Source organism: Empedobacter sp. UBA7248 (genome assembly GCF_002472945.1).
GTDB classification, from domain to species: domain Bacteria; phylum Bacteroidota; class Bacteroidia; order Flavobacteriales; family Weeksellaceae; genus Empedobacter; species Empedobacter falsenii_C.
Genome location: NZ_DKSU01000007.1, coordinates 270369 through 287613 on the forward strand (window position 1 = coordinate 270369; position 17245 = coordinate 287613).

Here is a 17245-nt window from a genome sequence, read left to right on the forward strand (position 1 = left end):
GGACTGAAAAAATTCTAATTACTGTACTATATTGCAGTATAAATTTAGTGCCAAAAAGTGTCATTTAGTGCCAAATCAAAAATTAACGAACTATAAAAAAAAACGCGGGCGCGCGCACCTATGGACTAAAATAATTAAGGAAATTGTTCCACTATAATAAGAAATACCTCATCTTTTGGACGAGGTATTTTTTATTAAGAGTTATCTTTTAAGATGTAAATTTTAGAATCATGAATATCAGTGTATATTATTTCTGTTTTTATTTTATTTAATTCAGTTACTATTCTATTCGTTAATGCATTTTCAAGATTACTTTTTTCAAATGCAAGATTAGAATTTTCGTCTAATTCTAAGTATAAAATATCAATTTTAGAGTTTATAGGTATCACAGCACCATTAACAATATTGTTTGCTCTAAACTTAGGTCTAAGATTGGAAATAGACAAATTATCATGTATCAGATCTATAATATTATTGAATGTTTTATCTTCAATTGTATATTTTATTTCTTTTATTTTTAAAGGCCCCAATCCATTATTATGAATCTCAATAGTAACGTAATTTTTAGTTAAACTTAAAAATGTATTAATACTTGCTAAAGGTTTAACAGAATCTATCTTGTTTTGTTTGTTTCGCTTCTCATCTAAATGGTTAATTGTGTATGCTACTTTTATTAAAAAATAAAGATTTGCAGCACTAAAAATAAGTGTACCATATCCACCTATAAAACTTCCAAATTCAGACCAGTTTGTTGATTTAAATGATAATCCATTGCTACCAAAAATTAAAAGGTATAGAATAATTGGAATTAATACGAATATTAAAATACGAGTCAAATATTTGTTGAGTCTTTTTTTGTGTTTCTTTTTCATTTAAGGGTATTTGTATATTTCAAATTTAAACAAATGTTCTAAATCAACAAACCTCATCTAATTGATGAGGTTTTTCTATTAACTATACTTTCCAATACCGTAATCTCCAGAAAGTTTATCTATCAAATTAAACATATCGTAAATTTCGAATTGAACTTGTAAGAAATCTGTCTTTCTATCATCGTCCAATCTCTTAAACTCTGGACTTTGAATATACACGCTGAATAACTCTGCAAAACCTCCTTTTGTATGTTCTATCAAATGATTATTAGTAAATAAACCAATTATTCTATCAATGAATAAATCTTTTTGCTCTTGATTTATTCCGTTAATTACTTCTAAATCTGTTTTAGTATTTTTCATGTCTTAAAGTTTTTCGGTTGGTTCGTTATTTACAAATAGACTTTGATTCCAGTCAGTACCTTCTAATAAAATACCTATCAAATTATTGATTGCATGGAATTGATTACCGAAATTACCCTCAACATTATTTATATATTTTCCAGTTGTTTTGTCGTAGTTATCCTGGAGAATGTTAAATATAATACCTCTTGTTTTCCAAAGATTGTACATTAAAAATTCAAACTTTCGATTATTAGCTAATGCCTTAATTAATCTTTCTTTGTTTTCTGGATTGAAATAAGAAACCTCATCTAATTGGTTTGAAGTTTCGATTATGTCGTTTGATTGTAATTTGATTAGTGATGTATTCATGTGTTTTGTATTAAAGTATAATTGTTACATATATTTTTCGATTGCAAATATATGTATTAGATTTATATAAACAAACTTTTAGATATATTTATTCGATTATTATATATGTAGCGTTTATATTTATTACTTTTACAAGTAAATAAAGTTTATGAGCATATTAAGAATAAAAGAAGTTCTAAAAGAAAAAGGATTAACCGGTAAAGAACTTGCTGAAAAAATTGACGTTTCTGAAATGACAATATCAAATATCGTTAAAGGAAGTACATTTCCTAAACCAGAAAATCTATTAAAAATAGCTGAGGTTTTAGATGTTGACATCAAAGAGTTATTTAATTCAACTAAAGAACCTGGAGAACAAGAAACACTTTATATTTTTAAAAACGGTTCATATATTCCAGTTGGAACAATAAAGATTTAATATAAACCCTACAATAAGTAGGGTTTATTCTGATTTAACCTTAGTTTCTTCCGAATTAATTAGAGTTTCTTCCGCCAAAAACTTACCTGTTAAACTGTTTCTTCCGCCTTTTTGTTTCTTCTTTCTTTTACTTTCTTAGATATTTCTTGAAACTTCTCAATCGCTGATTTCATTGTTGGAACGTCAAACGCCCAAATACCAAACGCCTTTGACGTTGGATAAGATTCTGAGTTAAATCGTGTGTTAACTTTAATCTCAAATACTTCATAAGTTGTTTGAATATAGTTTTTATAAACTTTCTCATAAATTACCGCAAAGTCATTTCTTGCAATTTGAGTGAATCGAAATCCTTTTACTTCTCCTTTACCTTCAAATTGTCTTTTTAACCTTCGCGTATCGACACTTTTTAAACTTTCTTCTATCATGTGATATGTTTGTATAGTTTTATAATTAAAGTTTGTTAAATCGTCTTATTTTCGATTAAACCCATTTCGACAACCTCATCGAGATTATCAAAAATTAAATTGATTAAGATTTCAATCTCCATTAATTCCAGAATGTCGTTTGATGTTTCAAGTTTTTTGTATTCAATCATCTTGACGTATTTATCCGACTCGTTAATCGTGTTGTCTACTTTTGATTGTTCAGCATCTGACGAATTTAAAAACTGGGTTTCGTAAAACTTTGAATCGTGAATAAGGATCATGTCATCACTTGAACCAAATCGACATGCAATTGAATTGTATAGATCCAGTTTTTCAGTTTCGTTTAATTCTAAAATGTATTGTTTGATTTCTTGCTTTGTCATGGTAATTCAGTTTAAAATTTTGATGAATACATTCTACTAATCAACTCATAAGGATAAACATTTTGTCCGTTTACATAAGAGGGGTGCTGTACCTTCTTAGGAGGATTACCCGTTATTTTTTTATACTCCTTTGTGCATAATTTACCGAGCTGTTGCCTTTCGATTATTGTAAGCTTCTTAAATACTCCGTTCGCTCTCAAAAATCTATCTACCGACCAATCATTGATGAAATTGATTTGCTTTTCTTCTACCGATTTAAGGCGGTTGTTTAATTCTGCGATTTGCTTAGGTGTTGCAATCTCTTGGTAATGCTTTTCTACTTCAATAAAATAATTACGAATGCGTTTACCCATTTCGGAACGCTGAACCATTGCAATAGATTTAGCGCTTTCAATTGTTAGAAGATAATCTTTCATGTTATGACCACCTCTTGAACTTTTTCTTGTTTTTTGCTGATCATTTTTGATCGGCAAACATTCCGTACTTTTTTGATGATCATTTTTGACGTGCAAAATATTTTCATTGGTAATTATTGAATAATCTACATTTTCAACAAATCCATATTTGAACATTCTTTTTATCCAAATTCTAAACTGTGTCTTTGGTTGTAGAAGTTTGTACAGCTCGCTTGCTAATACTGTTTTATTCCCGTTTTCTGATTGATTGATTTTTATCAACTCAAATCTTTCTGTTGTATTTTTTTTCATAATAATTTTTATTAAAAAATTGATTGATTCTAATTACTTTCTATTCTGTTATCAAATCTTGTTTTCGGGTATATTTTTATTCTCTACTATCTTCTCATTTTTAACACTATTTTTTTTCTTTTTTAGCGTTATTTTTTTCTTTTTTTAATTGAAAAAATGTGCAAATTCCACGTTTATCAATGGAGCATTTTTTAAAACTCCCTTTTTATGCAGGTTCTCTGTGTGGAATTTGCACACTAAAAAAATTATTTATTTTTTCCGTCATTTTAGCTTTAATCTCAGTATGAAAATTGTTTTTAATTAATAAGATTTTGTAATACTTTTTCTTGTTAATCAAATACGTATTTCTATGCTTTGAATTCATTAAATCTTCCCAATATTCAACACTACTACAATCGTCCAAAAAAGCTATATCCTTTTCTTTAATTTGAGATTTATCAATATGTAAGTTAATAAGCAATACTAAGTCCCATTCGTTCAATAATTCTTTAAATAACATTTCGTAAGTTTCAATTTTCAGTAGATCGTAAATAGTGTATATCCCTAGAGATTTAATCTTTTTAGATTCTTTACTTCTTACTTCAAACCTTAATGTATTTTTATCAATGTTATAAGCAGGGTAATCCAAGAATTGTAAACCTTTTAAGTACGCTTTTATCTCTTTGTATTTAGTTGCTTCGGATATTTTAAACGTTTCAATATCATAATATTTAATACTAAACTTCGAACGTTTGTAAAGAAGTAAACCATCAAAGATTAATTGAGCATCTGAGTTAGGAATAATATTTAAACCGAACTCAATATTTACGACTTGTAACTCTTTTCTTTCCTCTTTTTTAATTTCTAAATAATCTAATATTTCATTAATTGATTTAATGCATTCCAAAGGCGTAAAATCATCTCCGTTATGTAGGTAGTTGTTCTTATGATAATGTGGACTTACTAAAACATCTACATAACCATACCCAATTGTAAAACCTTTCTCTATTGCTTTTCTAAAATGTAGACCAATCTTAAATCCATTCTTATTTTTTAAAGAAGTGTAATAATTATTAATAGGCTTGCATTCTATGAAATCTGGGTGTAATAATAAACTATTGATTATTTGATTATTTGAGGTTCTTAGTTTTAATAAGTCAACCATAATCATTAACTTTGATTAAAATATTACGATATCAGCAATATTTTAAAATTGAACAATTGAGGCACGTTTATCGAGCCTCTTTTTTTGCTTTTAAATCAAAGTGTTATTGGTTTTAAACTTTTCTCGACCTCAGCACGCAGGAAGTAAATACGCGATCCGATTCCTAATGGTTTTAGTTTACCATTCTTGCACCAGTTATTTAATGTGCCAAATGTTATTTGTAACATATCGACAACCTCTTGACGAGTTAAATATTCGTTTGGCTCTTTCGGTTGAAAGTTCTTTGCAAAATCAGCTAATTGCGCCTTTAATCCGTTTTGAATTTCTTCTTGCAATTGTTCTTTAGTTAAAATGAAAAACTCTTGTTTCATATTAATTAGATTTAATATTTAACATTGTTTCTATTTCAGAACGTTTAAAGAATACTTTACAACTTTCACCTTCTCCTATTTTTATAAAAGGGATAATGTTTTCTTTCTGCCATCTTGATAAAGTTGATGAACTTATATTTAATAAATTCATTACTTCATTCCTTGATAATAAACCCAAATCATTGTTTGGTTTATTAATTTCTAAATGAGGGATAATTTCAGCTATTAAAGAAGTTTTTAGCTGCTGGATCAATTCTGTTGGATCAATTCCAATAAATTGAATTTGTTTCGTTTTTGCACTCATAATTAAGAATTTATGAGCAACAATATTAGAAGTGTTCAAAACCTAAAATATTCACAAATACACCTAAATGTTTTGGAAATATCATACATATACTTAGTTTTGTTTATTAATAATATTTGTACGTCGCCAAACAATCCAAATATTATTACAACACGGGCAATGAATTTCTAATTTGTTGCCTTTTTTATATTTATTTTTTAAAAGTATTTACTTTTTCTTTCATTTCTTTTTCAAATGTATGCACACTTTCTTGTTTAAAAAAAAGTACACTTTTTTGTCTTTTTTTGAGTGTTAACAGAATCTTAAAATCTACCTTAAATCAACGCTGTTTTACATTTTTCAACATTGTTTTAAATTTCCTCTTTAAGTAATTCGAAGTAATTTGAAGTAATTCTAATTACTTCTGATTTTGTTTTTTAACTTTATTTTAACTATTGTAAGAACTAAAGATTATTCGATTTAATAACTCTTAATACTGGTTCTTCTTTTTTCATCATTTGAGCGTAATACATAGCAAAGGCATCGGCATTAGTGTCTTTATCTGCCTTTTGATTGATATACTTCAAAAACATTTTTTCTTCACTATGTCCAGTAATACCGATTAATACAGGTGTAGGCATTTTTCGGTAAAAATTAGTAGCAAAGGATCTTCTAAAAGAATGTGAAGTAATAAATTTATATTTCGGTAAAGATGTTAGAAGTTTCTTCCTATTATTCTCATCAGCTATATAGCCTTTTACAACCTCATCAATTTCGGCTATTTCACAAACTTTTTGAATGTGAGTATTGATTTTATTTAAAGATATTTTTTTTGGAAAATCATTTAATACTATATCTATTACATAATCTTTTAGAACTGGAATAGTAACAAATTTTTCTGTTTTCTGCTGAACTAAATCGATATATACAGCATTTTCTTTTAATCTAATATTGTTTGATGTAAGATTTAATAAATCGCCTCCACGTTGACCAATGTAACAACCAATTAATAACCATTTTTTTACCTCTTTAAGATGAGGTGTAGGCATTTCAGTATTATAAATTTTATCTAAGTCATCAAAAGATAATGTATGAATATATCTCTCTTTGTCATTCTGTCTAAATCCTTTTAAAGTGATTGAATTATTAGTAACTGTTATATTGTCTTTTGACGCTGATACGCATACACTTTTAATGTGTTCGAATTGTTTACCAGTATAATTGATAGTGTATTTCTTTTCATTCAATAACCATATTTTAAAACGATCTGTAAATGACTTTTCTAAATCACTAAATAGAATTGTCTTTTTGATTGTCTTTTCATATTCAGTAATAATGTTTTTAAACATTCTGTAATTTTTTACAGTGCCATCTGAAATTCCTATTTTCCCGTTGCGTTGTTCTCTTGTTGCAGCATTATCGATGATATGTTGAATATAGTTTGCAAAGATTGATAAGTCCGTTTTCTCAACTCGATTAAAACATTTATCTATTGCAGATGTTAACCAGTTATTATTTATTACAGTACCCTTTGTGCTATCTTCATTGAATTGATCGTTTACAAACAATGAAAGTCTTTCAAGTTTATTTTTTAATAGTTTATTCGTTTCGTTATTTGGTTTAGGTAGATTGGTTGTAGTACTCCAGTCTTTCGCATTTATTGATAAACCTACTTTTCTTCTTAAGTTGATTTGTCGGTTTACTGAAAACCTTAAATATATCTGTGCGTTGTCTGTTTTATTTAGTAAAACAAATTTTAACGTAGCCATACCTTTAATATTAAAATTGAACAATTCAAATATATGTCATTTTGCTATTTTTGACAACCGTTTGACAACCGATTTTAAATATTATTGTATTTCATTGTACTTTATTATATTTGTAAAGAATTATAAATAGTATATAAAATGTCTATTTAAGAGGTTTTGCCCTTATTTTTAGATATATTTAAAAATTATTTAGATTAATCGGTGAGAGTGTGGGTTCGATTCCCACTCCGAGTACTAAGCAAAAGCTCGAAACTAATGTTTCGAGCTTTTTTTATTTACATTCTCCTTTTTCTATAATTTTTACTTCAAATTTTCGGGCTCTATCATCTGTAAAAGTAGCTTCGTTTTCATAAAACTCAGGAAGTTTGTAATGCGTATTATCCAGCCATCCACCATTTGGCCAATCAATTTTCTGTAAATAATTATTTTTCGCTGTTATGGTTAATTGATATGTCTTTGTTGACTTATTCGTTTTAACCTTGATATTTGCACAATACTTTCCATCTTCAATAGGATCATTTATGTTGTGAAAATCTGAAGACGACGAACAACTATAAATTATAGTAAAGCAAAAAAGTAAAACTATATTTTTCATAATCTTTCTATTTAATCTTCGCTTAACAATCTATTGATATTCTGTTAAGCTTTGAGTTTTATTTGCTGCATACATTTGCAGTAACAAAATCCTCATGTGTTAATTTATATCATTTCTCAAAATTACTTCTCTTTTCGGGAAGTTTTTTTGTTTTTATTAAGAAATCAGATTAAAATGTAACATACTATACGTCTAATTTTTAAGTAGAATACATATTGAAATTTTATTAAGAATCAGTCGTTTATAAGTGTTTAATTTTTAATAAAGATTTAACTTCTTGAGTTTTATATTAACGTTAGGTGGCATAGTAGTTGTCATTTTACTCAGTTTTTAATTAAAACTTTAAAATTACTCAGATGACTACTATAGATTCAAAAAACAATCTGGCAAACACGACTTTGTTATCCACCACGGAGCATAAGACAGTGTTAAAGGTTATTCGATCGGATGAACAAGAAAAAAAGTCTTTACGAAATAAATTCATAGAGAGAATTTCTAAAAACTGCCTTACAAAGAAAGATTATCTAGTTATTGCTACAACTTTTGTGATTATGCTAACTTCTATTCTTTTTTTGTTTATTTACCAAAATGAATTTCTACAATGGCACAGCACAAAATTATCTACCTGGTGGGGTGTTATTATTTATAGCCTTGGATTGGCACTTCTTATTGTTAAAACTTCCTTCCTTTTTTATTTAGGCTATTTATTCATAAAATATAAACCGGTCAAAAATGTTGCTGATGCAGATTTACCAACTTGTACCATTATTGTTCCGGCATATAATGAAGGAAAATTAGTATATGATACTTTGTTGAGTTTGGCTGATAGTAATTATCCACCCGAAAAATTAGAGATCTTAGCCGTTGATGATGGGAGTAAAGATGATACATGGAAATGGCTTCTTGAAGCGAAGAAAGTTTTAGGCGATCGCGTTACACTTTTTCAACAGCCAAAAAATATGGGAAAACGTCATGCATTATATAAAGGTTTCAAAATTGGAAAAGGTGATGTTTTTGTGACGGTTGATAGTGATTCTATTGTTGATGAATCTACGCTTAGAAACTTGGTAAGTCCTTTTGTAGTGAACGAAAATTGTGGTGCTGTCGCTGGTAATGTTCGTGTATTGAATAAAGAAAAAGGTTTGATTCCAAAAATGTTGAGTGTTAGTTTTACATTCAGTTTTGAGTTTGTTCGATCTGCTCAAAGTGCGTTAGGTTCTGTGTTTTGTACACCTGGAGCGTTAGCGGCTTACAGAAAAGATGTTGTACATAATTGTTTGGAAGAATGGATAAATCAATCTTTTTTAGGGCAACCAAGTACAATCGGTGAGGATAGAGCTTTGACAAATATGATTTTGAAGCAAGGTAAACATGTCTATTTTCAGAAAAATGCAATGGTTTATACCAATACTCCAGAGCGTTATAAGAATTTATACAAAATGTTTATTCGTTGGGAGAGAAGTAATGTTCGTGAGAATATTATGATGACAAAATTTGCTTTCACCAACTTTAGAGAGGGTTCTACAGCAGGAACTCGTATAATTCTGATGATGCAATGGGTAAAATTAATCATGGCAATTCCATTATTTTTAATTTTAATCTTTTTTGTTGCAACACATCCAATTTTATTCATCACAAGTACATTGTCTGGCGTTTTAGTTTTTTCAAGTATTCAGATGATTTTTTATGCGAAAAAATACAATTTTAACGAAGCTTTATTAGCATACGTTTACAGTATTTTCTATATGTTCACGCTTTTTTGGATTACGCCTTATGCCATTGTAACAGCAGGAAGAAGTGGTTGGTTAACGAGAGAATTACCTCAGACAACTTAAAATTTTAAATATAAATTCATACAAAAACTTCTCTCATTGGGAAGTTTTTTTGTTTTTACATAAAAAGTACAAGACTAACCGCCATTACAAACATTCCGATTACAATTCCGTAAGTTGATAATTTTTTTCCAGCGTATTCGTTTGCGGTCGGAATTAATTCATTGATCGAAATGTAAACCATCATACCTGCGACACTTGCGAAGATTGCTCCAAAAATTGATTCATCAAAAAATTGTAACAATACAAAATAGCCAATTAATGCGCCAATAGGTTCTGTTAATCCTGATAAAAAAGAGTATAGAAATGCTTTTTTTCTATTCTTTGTAGCGTAATAGATTGGAATAGCAACGGCAATTCCTTCTGGAATATTATGAATAGCAATAGCTGATGCAATAGAAATTCCGTAAGTTGGATTTTCTAAAGCGGACAAAAAAGTTGCTAATCCTTCAGGAAAATTATGAATTGATAAAGCTAAAGCTGAAAATAATCCCAAACGTAATAATTTCTGATCGTTTGTTTCTGTTTTATTTTCTTCGCAATGATGATGAGGTAATAGTTTATCGATTAAAATAATGATTAAAATTCCAGCAAAAAAACCAAATAAAGTATATGTGTAACCTAATTTTTCTCCAAAAACTGTTGATAAAGATAATTTTGCTTTGGTCAGAATTTCTACAAAAGAGACATAAAGCATTACACCAGCAGAAATTCCTAACATTACGCCTAAGAATTTTGGATTGAATTTTTTGTACAATAAACACAAAAGACTTCCAATTCCAGTGCTAATACCGGCAAGAAAGGTTAAACTAAAAGCAAATATCAACGGGTTTGAAAACATTAATTTTAATAAATAAGTTAGATTAATCTAACAAATGTAATCTTTTCATTGTTTTGAACCAAGATAAATTAAGAAACCAATAAATTTCAATGTAATTTATCAGTTGTTGTAAATTATGAAAAGGATAAACTTATTTTTGTTCTATTAGTTTTTATTGAAATGGAACTTTTAGACGAAAATATTCAAAGCGATGTGTATCGCTCAATGCTCGAAATGATTGCCAAATTGGGATTATCGAGTTATTCTACTACAATAATGACAACAATTGTTCTGTCAATTTTGTTAGTTATTATATTATATGCGATCGATTTTTTATTACGAAAAGTGTTATTACTCGTTTTAACCAACTTTATTGCAAAAAGTAAAACCAAGATTGATGATTTATTGATCAAGAACAGGGTTTTACAATTCGCGACACATATTGTTCCAGTAATTGTCGCCAAAGAAGCAATTCCACTTATTTTCAAAGGATTTCCGAATTGGATCAAAATTGCGATGCAAATTACAGATGTTGCATTGGTAATTGCTGTTGGGTTGTTGTTTAATGCAATTTTTAAATCGTTCAGGGATTTTCTTCGAGGTAATAAATCTTTTTCGGATAAACCAATTGATAGTTATCTGCAAGTGATGAATATTTTAGTTTTCTTTGTTTGCGGAATCCTAATTTTTTCGATTGCGACAGGGAAATCGCCTATTACATTTTTGGTTTCTTTGGGAGCAGCTTCGGCAGTTTTGATGTTGGTTTTTAAAGATTCGATATTAGGTTTTGTGGCGAGCATTCAGGTTTCGATGAATGATATGGTGCGCGTGGGTGATTGGATTGAAATGACAAAATATGGCGCAGACGGAACGGTTACCGAAATTAATTTAGGAACGGTAAAAGTTCAGAATTTTGATAAAACAATTACAACAATTCCAACGTATGCCTTAGTTTCAGATTCGTTTCGTAACTATCGCGGTATGCAAAATGCAGGTGGAAGACGCATTAAACGTTCAATAAATATTAAAATGAATTCGATTCGATTTTTGACAGAAGAAGAAATTGAAGAGTTGAAAAAAATCCGAATGTTACATGATTTTATTGTAGATAGAACGAATGAAATCAATCAATATAATGTATCGAATAAAGTTGATCCGACAGTTTTAGCGAATGGAAGACGAATGACGAATATTGGTCTTTTTCGACAATATATCAAGACATATACCTATAATAGTCCAAAAATTAGAACAGATTTGATGTTCGAGGTTCGACAACTTCAACCAACCGAACACGGTTTGCCAATTGAACTATTTATGTTTACGAATACAACAGTTTGGAACGAATATGAAGTGATTATGGCTGATATTTTTGATCATATTATTGCGGTTGTTCCATATTTTCATTTAGAAATTTTCGAGTCGCCTTCTTCGGATGATATGCGTGTAATTGCTGAAGCATTGAAAAAAAATAATTAACAAAGAAGCTGAACATTACTGTTCGGCTTCTTTGTTTTCGCTCGGTTTTTCCATCAAATTAACCATCAAATTTTTTAGTTTTTGATACATAAAAGAAGTCAATAAGATTAAAATTCCTAAAACAATAAAAGATATTATTCTGAAAATGTTGCTCATTTCCCAAACATCAACGAAATATAATTTTAGAATAATCAATCCAAATAATATAATTCCAACAATAGGAAAACCTTTCAGTTGTTTTCTTAATCCGAAATAAATCAATACAAATCCTAAAACTGCCCAAATAATTGGCAATAATATCATTCGGAAAATATCAGATTGATGCGAAAAATTAGAAGAACTTTCCTCAAGTGTTATCAACATAAAACCATTGTATTTCTCGAAACTAATCACATAAACCAATACAAGCATGCTGATGATTTGTTTTGCTTTGGAGCTTTGGAAATCGTTACTTTTTACAACTAAATAAATAATGTAAGCTGTCGGAATGAGATAACTCAAATAAAGAAAATAATTACCGATGTTGTAATTTATTTTGCTTGGTAACAACGGAATTTCAGCAAACATTGGTAAAAATAGAATGCAGAAAGCTGCAGAAATTTGTAAAATAAGTTGCAAAGCATTTCCTAAGTTTAGTTTTTCGCGCAGAGCTAAAACAAATGCAATAAAGAATAATGTATAAATCAATACATAACTTACAATCATCATAAAGTTGAAATACGGTTCGATTTGGTAAATTAATTCGAACAAAATTCCTGTGTACATCAATAAAAGTGATGTTGAGATGAAAATAAATTTAGAATGATTGAGCTTGAAACCTAGAAATTGTTCTTCGGTTTCGAAATCTTTCATCAAATATATATTCGCAATAGAACAAATTAATGCAATAAAACTTGTGATGAAAACGTGATTGAAAATTACGGCTAAATGTTTTTCAGTATCGATATAATCAAACCAATTGACGCATAAAGCAATCAATAAAAAAGGAAACATGGCAATGAAAAAGACTTTGAAAATGTTTTCTTTACTTTTTTTCCAAAGAAACAGTAACAAGGTTGATTCAATCGCGAAACAAATCGAAACGACATTTGCTTTAAATTGTAATGCAATTGCAGTTGTGATAAGCGCAATACTCAAACCGATTAAGGTATTTTGTAATAAATTATTTTTAGATGTTTTATAGATGTAAAATGCACCGAAAGCATTTATCAATCCAAATAAGAAAGCCATCAAACCATTATTATTTCCAACAATAAAATAATAAACCGAAGAAATTAAAACGGTTGATAAAATGGTATTGAAAATTAGTAAAAGGCAATTCCAAACCAAAAATTCTCCTTTTTTGAAATAATTCAGCAAACTTGTTACCGTAAAAATAACGTAAAGCAAGCCAAAGAAAAGATATTGCGTTGAGGTTTTGGAATCGTCAATCCACACAATACTATATATAAAGGTAAAAGCAAACGCGATAAATGAAATGATTTGCCAGTTTTTTCTCCAAGCCATGTACAGCATACTCAAGTTCAAAATCGTCAAATAACCAAATAGAAATACAAAATTGCTTTCGCCAGTACTAATCATTAATGGAGCGGTAAAACCACCAATAATCGAGAAAATGGCTAAAACTTGTCGATTATATAACATTGCCATCACGATAGAAAAAATCGTCACAATTGTTAATAATCCAAAAGTGGTATTCTGAGAAAGTAAATGATATTCTCGGAAGGCGATGGTTAAAGTGAAATATAAAACGGTTAATCCGCCACCGATTAAGATGGAAGAAAAGATTTCAAAATTTTTCCGAATAAAATGAGCAATTCCAATAATTCCTAAACCAACTCCAATTCCAATCATCACGCGGAAAGTTTCGTTGATCCAATTTTGATCAATTGCATATTTTACGAAATAAGCAATTCCCAGAACTAAGGTTACAATTCCGAAAATCGTCAAGAAATTGTCTTTGATAAATGCAATTGCGCTGTTGATATTTTTATCAAAACTGCTTTCAGTTGTTTGTCTTGGAGGAATTTCGTCAAAAATACGTTTTGGCGTTTCGACTTTATTGTAGGAAACAACTTCTGGTTGAGGTTCAATTTTTTTCTCTTCAACTATTTTTGGTTGCTCGACAATTGGTTTTGATTCAGTTTTAATTTCTTTTGCATCCAATTGCTCTTGCAAATGTTTTAGCTTAGTTTCTTGATAATCAATTTGTTTTTTTAGTTGCGAAACTTTATTAAACAAAATCACAATCAATACGAATATAATAATGGCAATAAAAAATTCCATAAAGTGTTTTTTAGGTAAATTGAAGTTAAGCTTTTTTTCAGAAAGCCTAAAATTTTGTTTTGCATATACCAAAATCATTCTGTTTTCGTTATTCTACAAAATCTTTATTTTTGCTAAATGTTTAAAAAGCTAAGTACATTATTGTTTATCGCGCTATCGACTTCGATTTTTGCGCAAGATGGAACGCGTGTTTACGAGTTTTTGAACATTACAACTTCTCCACGTCAAGCGGCTTTGGGAGGAAATGCAGCAACTTCTTGGGATGCAGATCCAAATTCTTCTTTATGGAATCCTGCGTTGATGAACCGAGAAATGCACGGTCAATTCGGAATCAATTACGTCAATTATATTGCGGATGTAGATTTCGGAACATTTTCGACGGTTTATGAAATCGATCAAGAAAACTTTGTTTCTGTTCATGGTCAATATGTTGATTATGGAAAATTAATTGGAACTGACGAAAATGGAAATGTGACAGGGAATTTCAAAGCAAATGATGCCGCAATTACAGTTGGTTATGCACGTATTTTGGGCGATTATTGGACAGTTGGAGCAAATTTAAAATACATTAATTCTACAATCGAATCATATAAATCCTCGGCAATAGCGGGAGATTTAGGTCTTTCGTACCACGATTTCGATAAAAATATCAATGTTTCGTTGGTTGTGCGTAATATCGGTCAACAAATTCAAACGTATAATGGCAAAAAAGAAGATATGCCAACGCAAGTTAATTTGGGGATTTCGCATCGATTAGAACATGTTCCGTTAGAATTTACGTTTTCTTTGCACGATTTGCAGAAGTTTGATATTTCTCAACCTTATAATAAAAACGGACAAGAAGTTTCTGCTGGAAGAAAAATGATTGATCACCTTTCGGTTGGTGCAGAATTATTTCCCGAATCTGATTTTAATATGCGTTTAGGATATAATTTCAAACGAGGAAATGAATTAGCAGCCGAAGGAATTCGCTCTCTATCTGGCTTAACGTATGGTTTTGGAATCCGTATAAATGCGTTCCGATTTGAGTTTAGTCATGCGAATTACCACAAATCTGGAGGTTCTAATCACTTTGGTTTGATTCTCAATTTAGACCGAATTATTCAAGGTCGAGATTATTGGAGAAGTAATCCTTGGTTATAAAAACTTTTCAAACAACTATAAAATCTTATCTTTGTCTTCAATTCTATATAGATGAAAGAAAATTTAATTATTGCAATCGACGGATATTCTTCTACAGGAAAAAGTTCGATGTCAAAAATTATTGCAAAAAATCTTGGTTATACACATATTGATAGTGGTGCAATGTATCGCGCTGTGACTTTGTATGCGTTTCAACATCAGTATATTGTCGATAATAAAATTGATGAGCAAGCATTAATAACCAATTTATCTGATATCAAGATAGAATATCAACAAGATCTTACGACTCAAAAGAATCTTACCTTTTTGAATGGAGAAAATGTGGAAGCAGATATTCGTACGATGGAAGTTTCTAAAATGGTTAGTCCAATTTCTGAAATTCCTGCTGTTCGCGATTATTGTGTAGCGCTTCAGCAGCAAATGGGAGAAAAAGGAGGTATTGTGATGGACGGTCGAGATATTGGGACAACTGTTTTTCCTAATGCAGATATCAAAATTTTTGTCACAGCTTCACCGGAAGTTCGTGCACAACGTCGCTTTTTAGAATATCAACAACAAGGGAAAAATATTCCTTTGGATGAAGTGTTGAAAAATGTGAACGAAAGAGATTATATCGATTCTCATCGCGCATATTCTCCACTTCGTAAAGCTGATGACGCAATCGAAGTTGATAATTCGGACATGAATTTGGAAGAAACGGTGAATAAAGTGATGGAGATTATTAATTCTAAAAAATAGAATCCTCTGTTGCGGTTGTAAATTCTTCCAGAAATTTCATTCCTCGATAAGAGTTTCCTTTTAAGTTTAGTTTAGGACTCCAAACTGAAACAATGTAATATTTAGGCATAATTGCAACAATTCCTCCGCCAACACCACTTTTTCCTGGTAATCCAACTCGAAAAGCAAATTCGCCAGATTCATCATAGAAACCGCAAGTTTGCATAATAGCGTTGATTCGTTTTGTTTGACTAATGTTCAAAACTTGATAATCATCAAACAAGTTTTTTCCTTTATTGGCCAAAAAAGAAAAAGTTTTACTCAATTCCATACACGACATTTCAATCGAGCAGATATAAACATACAAATCTAGAACTTCGTCAGGAGAATTATGAATATTGCCTAAAGATTTGATAAAATTTGTCAAAGCTGCATTGCGATAAGCGGTAGAAAATTCACTTTTTGCAATTTTATCAGAATATTGAATAGAATAATTACCAGAAACCTTTTTAATAAAATCCAAAAAATATGCTTTCGGATCATCACAAATATCAATTAAGATGTCACAAACCACTAAAGCGCCCGAATTAATAAATGGATTTCTAGGAATTCCTTTGTCAGTTTCTAATTGTAACAATGAATTAAAAGGTGTTCCCGAAGGTTCTACATCAACTCTTTCCCAAATTTTCTCGCCAATTTCTCTATAAACTAAAGCCAAAAGTAACACTTTTGAAATACTTTGAATCGAGAATTTTTCTTCACAATCACCAAATCCAAATTGAAGTTGATCTGTAAACAATAAAGAAACTCCAAACTTCTCACCATCTATTTTAGATAATTCTGGTATATAGTTAGCTGTTTCACCCAAATTCTCTTCTTCAATTACTTTTAGGTAAATCTTATTTATTATCTCAAAATATTCTTTTTCTTTAGAAATCATCGCGCATATTATATATAGTATGAATGTAAATCTATTTTACACGTTAAACAAAATTAGAAGTTTATTTATTTTTTTAATTAAATGTATCCCGTTTCACGGAATTCCTCCCGAGTCGCTCTTTCAAAAGTATCCATTTTACTTTTCTTTTGTTCAAGAAAAGCAAAACGTCTAATCATTTTCTGCGGTAAAAACGGGCTTTTTCCGTCTAAAATCTCCTATCTCCCGTTTTAAATCAAAAAAAATCAAAAAATATTTCTCATCATACCAGTAACTTAAGAGAAGAATGTAAAATAAATGTAAATTATGTTTGGAAAAGCAGAAAAAGGGTACGTATATTTGCAACCTCAATA

Annotated in this window: 19 protein-coding genes; 5 read left to right on the top strand and 14 right to left on the bottom strand. The window is 29.7% G+C overall.

The annotated features are described in order from the left end of the window. Window positions 1–194: 194 nt before the first annotated feature. From B4A23_RS06895 to B4A23_RS06905, 3 genes are all read right to left on the bottom strand, one after another. A complete protein-coding gene (locus tag B4A23_RS06895; protein ID WP_291118366.1) occupies window positions 195–872 on the bottom strand; it encodes a hypothetical protein in 678 nt (225 codons plus the stop codon). 78 nt (window positions 873–950) lie between these two features. Further along, the gene (locus tag B4A23_RS06900; protein ID WP_291118368.1) at window positions 951–1235 is read right to left on the bottom strand and encodes a hypothetical protein; all 285 of its coding nucleotides are present in this window, start codon (window positions 1233–1235) and stop codon (window positions 951–953) included. Between the two features lie 3 nt (window positions 1236–1238). After that, window positions 1239–1586 (bottom strand): hypothetical protein, encoded by a 348-nt coding sequence (locus tag B4A23_RS06905; protein WP_291118370.1) that lies wholly within the window; start codon window positions 1584–1586, stop codon window positions 1239–1241. Window positions 1587–1734: 148 nt separating this feature from the next. Between B4A23_RS06905 and B4A23_RS06910 the strand changes: the two genes are divergently transcribed. Continuing rightward, the gene (locus B4A23_RS06910; protein WP_291118372.1) at window positions 1735–2004 is read left to right on the top strand and encodes a helix-turn-helix domain-containing protein; all 270 of its coding nucleotides are present in this window, start codon (window positions 1735–1737) and stop codon (window positions 2002–2004) included. 89 nt (window positions 2005–2093) lie between these two features. Here B4A23_RS06910 and B4A23_RS06915 read toward each other — a convergent pair whose 3' ends face one another. From B4A23_RS06915 to B4A23_RS06950, 8 genes are all read right to left on the bottom strand, one after another. Further along, the gene (locus B4A23_RS06915; RefSeq protein WP_291118373.1) at window positions 2094–2429 is read right to left on the bottom strand and encodes a hypothetical protein; all 336 of its coding nucleotides are present in this window, start codon (window positions 2427–2429) and stop codon (window positions 2094–2096) included. Between the two features lie 35 nt (window positions 2430–2464). Further along, the gene (locus tag B4A23_RS06920; protein ID WP_291118374.1) at window positions 2465–2812 is read right to left on the bottom strand and encodes a hypothetical protein; all 348 of its coding nucleotides are present in this window, start codon (window positions 2810–2812) and stop codon (window positions 2465–2467) included. A gap of 11 nt (window positions 2813–2823) precedes the next feature. Then, entirely contained in the window at window positions 2824–3519 is a 696-nt protein-coding gene (locus B4A23_RS06925; RefSeq protein WP_291118375.1) for an antA/AntB antirepressor family protein, read from the bottom strand. 205 nt (window positions 3520–3724) lie between these two features. Continuing rightward, the gene (locus tag B4A23_RS06930; protein ID WP_291118377.1) at window positions 3725–4663 is read right to left on the bottom strand and encodes a hypothetical protein; all 939 of its coding nucleotides are present in this window, start codon (window positions 4661–4663) and stop codon (window positions 3725–3727) included. Between the two features lie 95 nt (window positions 4664–4758). Next, window positions 4759–5034 carry a helix-turn-helix domain-containing protein gene (locus tag B4A23_RS06935; protein WP_291118378.1) on the bottom strand — a complete coding sequence of 92 codons (276 nt, stop codon included), beginning with the start codon at window positions 5032–5034 and terminating at the stop codon, window positions 4759–4761. 1 nt (window position 5035) lies between these two features. Beyond that, window positions 5036–5338 carry a helix-turn-helix transcriptional regulator gene (locus B4A23_RS06940; protein WP_291118380.1) on the bottom strand — a complete coding sequence of 101 codons (303 nt, stop codon included), beginning with the start codon at window positions 5336–5338 and terminating at the stop codon, window positions 5036–5038. A gap of 443 nt (window positions 5339–5781) precedes the next feature. Then, window positions 5782–7086: a tyrosine-type recombinase/integrase gene (locus B4A23_RS06945; RefSeq protein ID WP_291118382.1), complete on the bottom strand. Its 1305-nt coding sequence runs from the start codon at window positions 7084–7086 to the stop codon at window positions 5782–5784. Window positions 7087–7357: 271 nt separating this feature from the next. After that, window positions 7358–7681: a hypothetical protein gene (locus B4A23_RS06950; RefSeq protein WP_286512600.1), complete on the bottom strand. Its 324-nt coding sequence runs from the start codon at window positions 7679–7681 to the stop codon at window positions 7358–7360. Window positions 7682–8232: 551 nt separating this feature from the next. Between B4A23_RS06950 and B4A23_RS06955 the strand changes: the two genes are divergently transcribed. Then, entirely contained in the window at window positions 8233–9516 is a 1284-nt protein-coding gene (locus B4A23_RS06955) for a glycosyltransferase family 2 protein (RefSeq protein ID WP_414647062.1), read from the top strand. A gap of 55 nt (window positions 9517–9571) precedes the next feature. On the opposite strand, the gene zupT is transcribed toward B4A23_RS06955, so the two are convergent. Beyond that, window positions 9572–10354 (bottom strand): zinc transporter ZupT, encoded by a 783-nt coding sequence (gene zupT / locus B4A23_RS06960; RefSeq protein WP_291118385.1) that lies wholly within the window; start codon window positions 10352–10354, stop codon window positions 9572–9574. 159 nt (window positions 10355–10513) lie between these two features. Here zupT and B4A23_RS06965 point away from each other — a divergent pair, with 159 nt between their 5' ends. Continuing rightward, on the top strand, window positions 10514–11809 hold the full coding sequence (locus tag B4A23_RS06965; RefSeq protein WP_286486792.1) for a mechanosensitive ion channel family protein: 1296 nt from the start codon (window positions 10514–10516) through the stop codon (window positions 11807–11809). A gap of 15 nt (window positions 11810–11824) precedes the next feature. Here the strand turns inward: B4A23_RS06965 and B4A23_RS06970 are convergent, their stop codons facing one another. Then, window positions 11825–14095 carry a DUF2339 domain-containing protein gene (locus B4A23_RS06970; protein WP_291118388.1) on the bottom strand — a complete coding sequence of 757 codons (2271 nt, stop codon included), beginning with the start codon at window positions 14093–14095 and terminating at the stop codon, window positions 11825–11827. A gap of 117 nt (window positions 14096–14212) precedes the next feature. Between B4A23_RS06970 and porQ the strand changes: the two genes are divergently transcribed. Next, on the top strand, window positions 14213–15238 hold the full coding sequence (gene porQ / locus B4A23_RS06975) for a type IX secretion system protein PorQ (RefSeq protein ID WP_286501719.1): 1026 nt from the start codon (window positions 14213–14215) through the stop codon (window positions 15236–15238). 51 nt (window positions 15239–15289) lie between these two features. After that, entirely contained in the window at window positions 15290–15976 is a 687-nt protein-coding gene (gene cmk / locus B4A23_RS06980) for a (d)CMP kinase (RefSeq protein ID WP_291118391.1), read from the top strand. Here the strand turns inward: cmk and B4A23_RS06985 are convergent. Continuing rightward, window positions 15966–16895 (bottom strand): glutaminase, encoded by a 930-nt coding sequence (locus tag B4A23_RS06985; RefSeq protein ID WP_221856736.1) that lies wholly within the window; start codon window positions 16893–16895, stop codon window positions 15966–15968. The genes cmk and B4A23_RS06985 overlap by 11 nt on opposite strands. Between the last annotated feature and the right edge of the window lie 350 nt (window positions 16896–17245).

Excerpts from the sequence above, each read along its gene's own strand:
- B4A23_RS06950 (WP_286512600.1), bottom strand. The coding sequence starts at position 7,681 with ATGAAAAATATAGTTTTACTTTTTTGCTTTACTATAATTTATAGTTGT.
- B4A23_RS06940 (WP_291118380.1), bottom strand. The coding sequence starts at position 5,338 with ATGAGTGCAAAAACGAAACAAATTCAATTTATTGGAATTGATCCAACA.
- B4A23_RS06970 (WP_291118388.1), bottom strand. The coding sequence starts at position 14,095 with ATGGAATTTTTTATTGCCATTATTATATTCGTATTGATTGTGATTTTG.
- zupT (WP_291118385.1), bottom strand. The coding sequence starts at position 10,354 with ATGTTTTCAAACCCGTTGATATTTGCTTTTAGTTTAACCTTTCTTGCC.
- B4A23_RS06910 (WP_291118372.1), top strand. The coding sequence starts at position 1,735 with ATGAGCATATTAAGAATAAAAGAAGTTCTAAAAGAAAAAGGATTAACC.
- B4A23_RS06955 (WP_414647062.1), top strand. The coding sequence starts at position 8,233 with ATGCTAACTTCTATTCTTTTTTTGTTTATTTACCAAAATGAATTTCTA.
- B4A23_RS06920 (WP_291118374.1), bottom strand. The coding sequence starts at position 2,812 with ATGACAAAGCAAGAAATCAAACAATACATTTTAGAATTAAACGAAACT.
- porQ (WP_286501719.1), top strand. The coding sequence starts at position 14,213 with ATGTTTAAAAAGCTAAGTACATTATTGTTTATCGCGCTATCGACTTCG.
- B4A23_RS06945 (WP_291118382.1), bottom strand. The coding sequence starts at position 7,086 with ATGGCTACGTTAAAATTTGTTTTACTAAATAAAACAGACAACGCACAG.
- B4A23_RS06985 (WP_221856736.1), bottom strand. The coding sequence starts at position 16,895 with ATGATTTCTAAAGAAAAAGAATATTTTGAGATAATAAATAAGATTTAC.
- B4A23_RS06935 (WP_291118378.1), bottom strand. The coding sequence starts at position 5,034 with ATGAAACAAGAGTTTTTCATTTTAACTAAAGAACAATTGCAAGAAGAA.
- B4A23_RS06965 (WP_286486792.1), top strand. The coding sequence starts at position 10,514 with ATGGAACTTTTAGACGAAAATATTCAAAGCGATGTGTATCGCTCAATG.
- B4A23_RS06895 (WP_291118366.1), bottom strand. The coding sequence starts at position 872 with ATGAAAAAGAAACACAAAAAAAGACTCAACAAATATTTGACTCGTATT.
- B4A23_RS06900 (WP_291118368.1), bottom strand. The coding sequence starts at position 1,235 with ATGAAAAATACTAAAACAGATTTAGAAGTAATTAACGGAATAAATCAA.
- cmk (WP_291118391.1), top strand. The coding sequence starts at position 15,290 with ATGAAAGAAAATTTAATTATTGCAATCGACGGATATTCTTCTACAGGA.
- B4A23_RS06905 (WP_291118370.1), bottom strand. The coding sequence starts at position 1,586 with ATGAATACATCACTAATCAAATTACAATCAAACGACATAATCGAAACT.
- B4A23_RS06930 (WP_291118377.1), bottom strand. The coding sequence starts at position 4,663 with ATGGTTGACTTATTAAAACTAAGAACCTCAAATAATCAAATAATCAAT.
- B4A23_RS06915 (WP_291118373.1), bottom strand. The coding sequence starts at position 2,429 with ATGATAGAAGAAAGTTTAAAAAGTGTCGATACGCGAAGGTTAAAAAGA.
- B4A23_RS06925 (WP_291118375.1), bottom strand. The coding sequence starts at position 3,519 with ATGAAAAAAAATACAACAGAAAGATTTGAGTTGATAAAAATCAATCAA.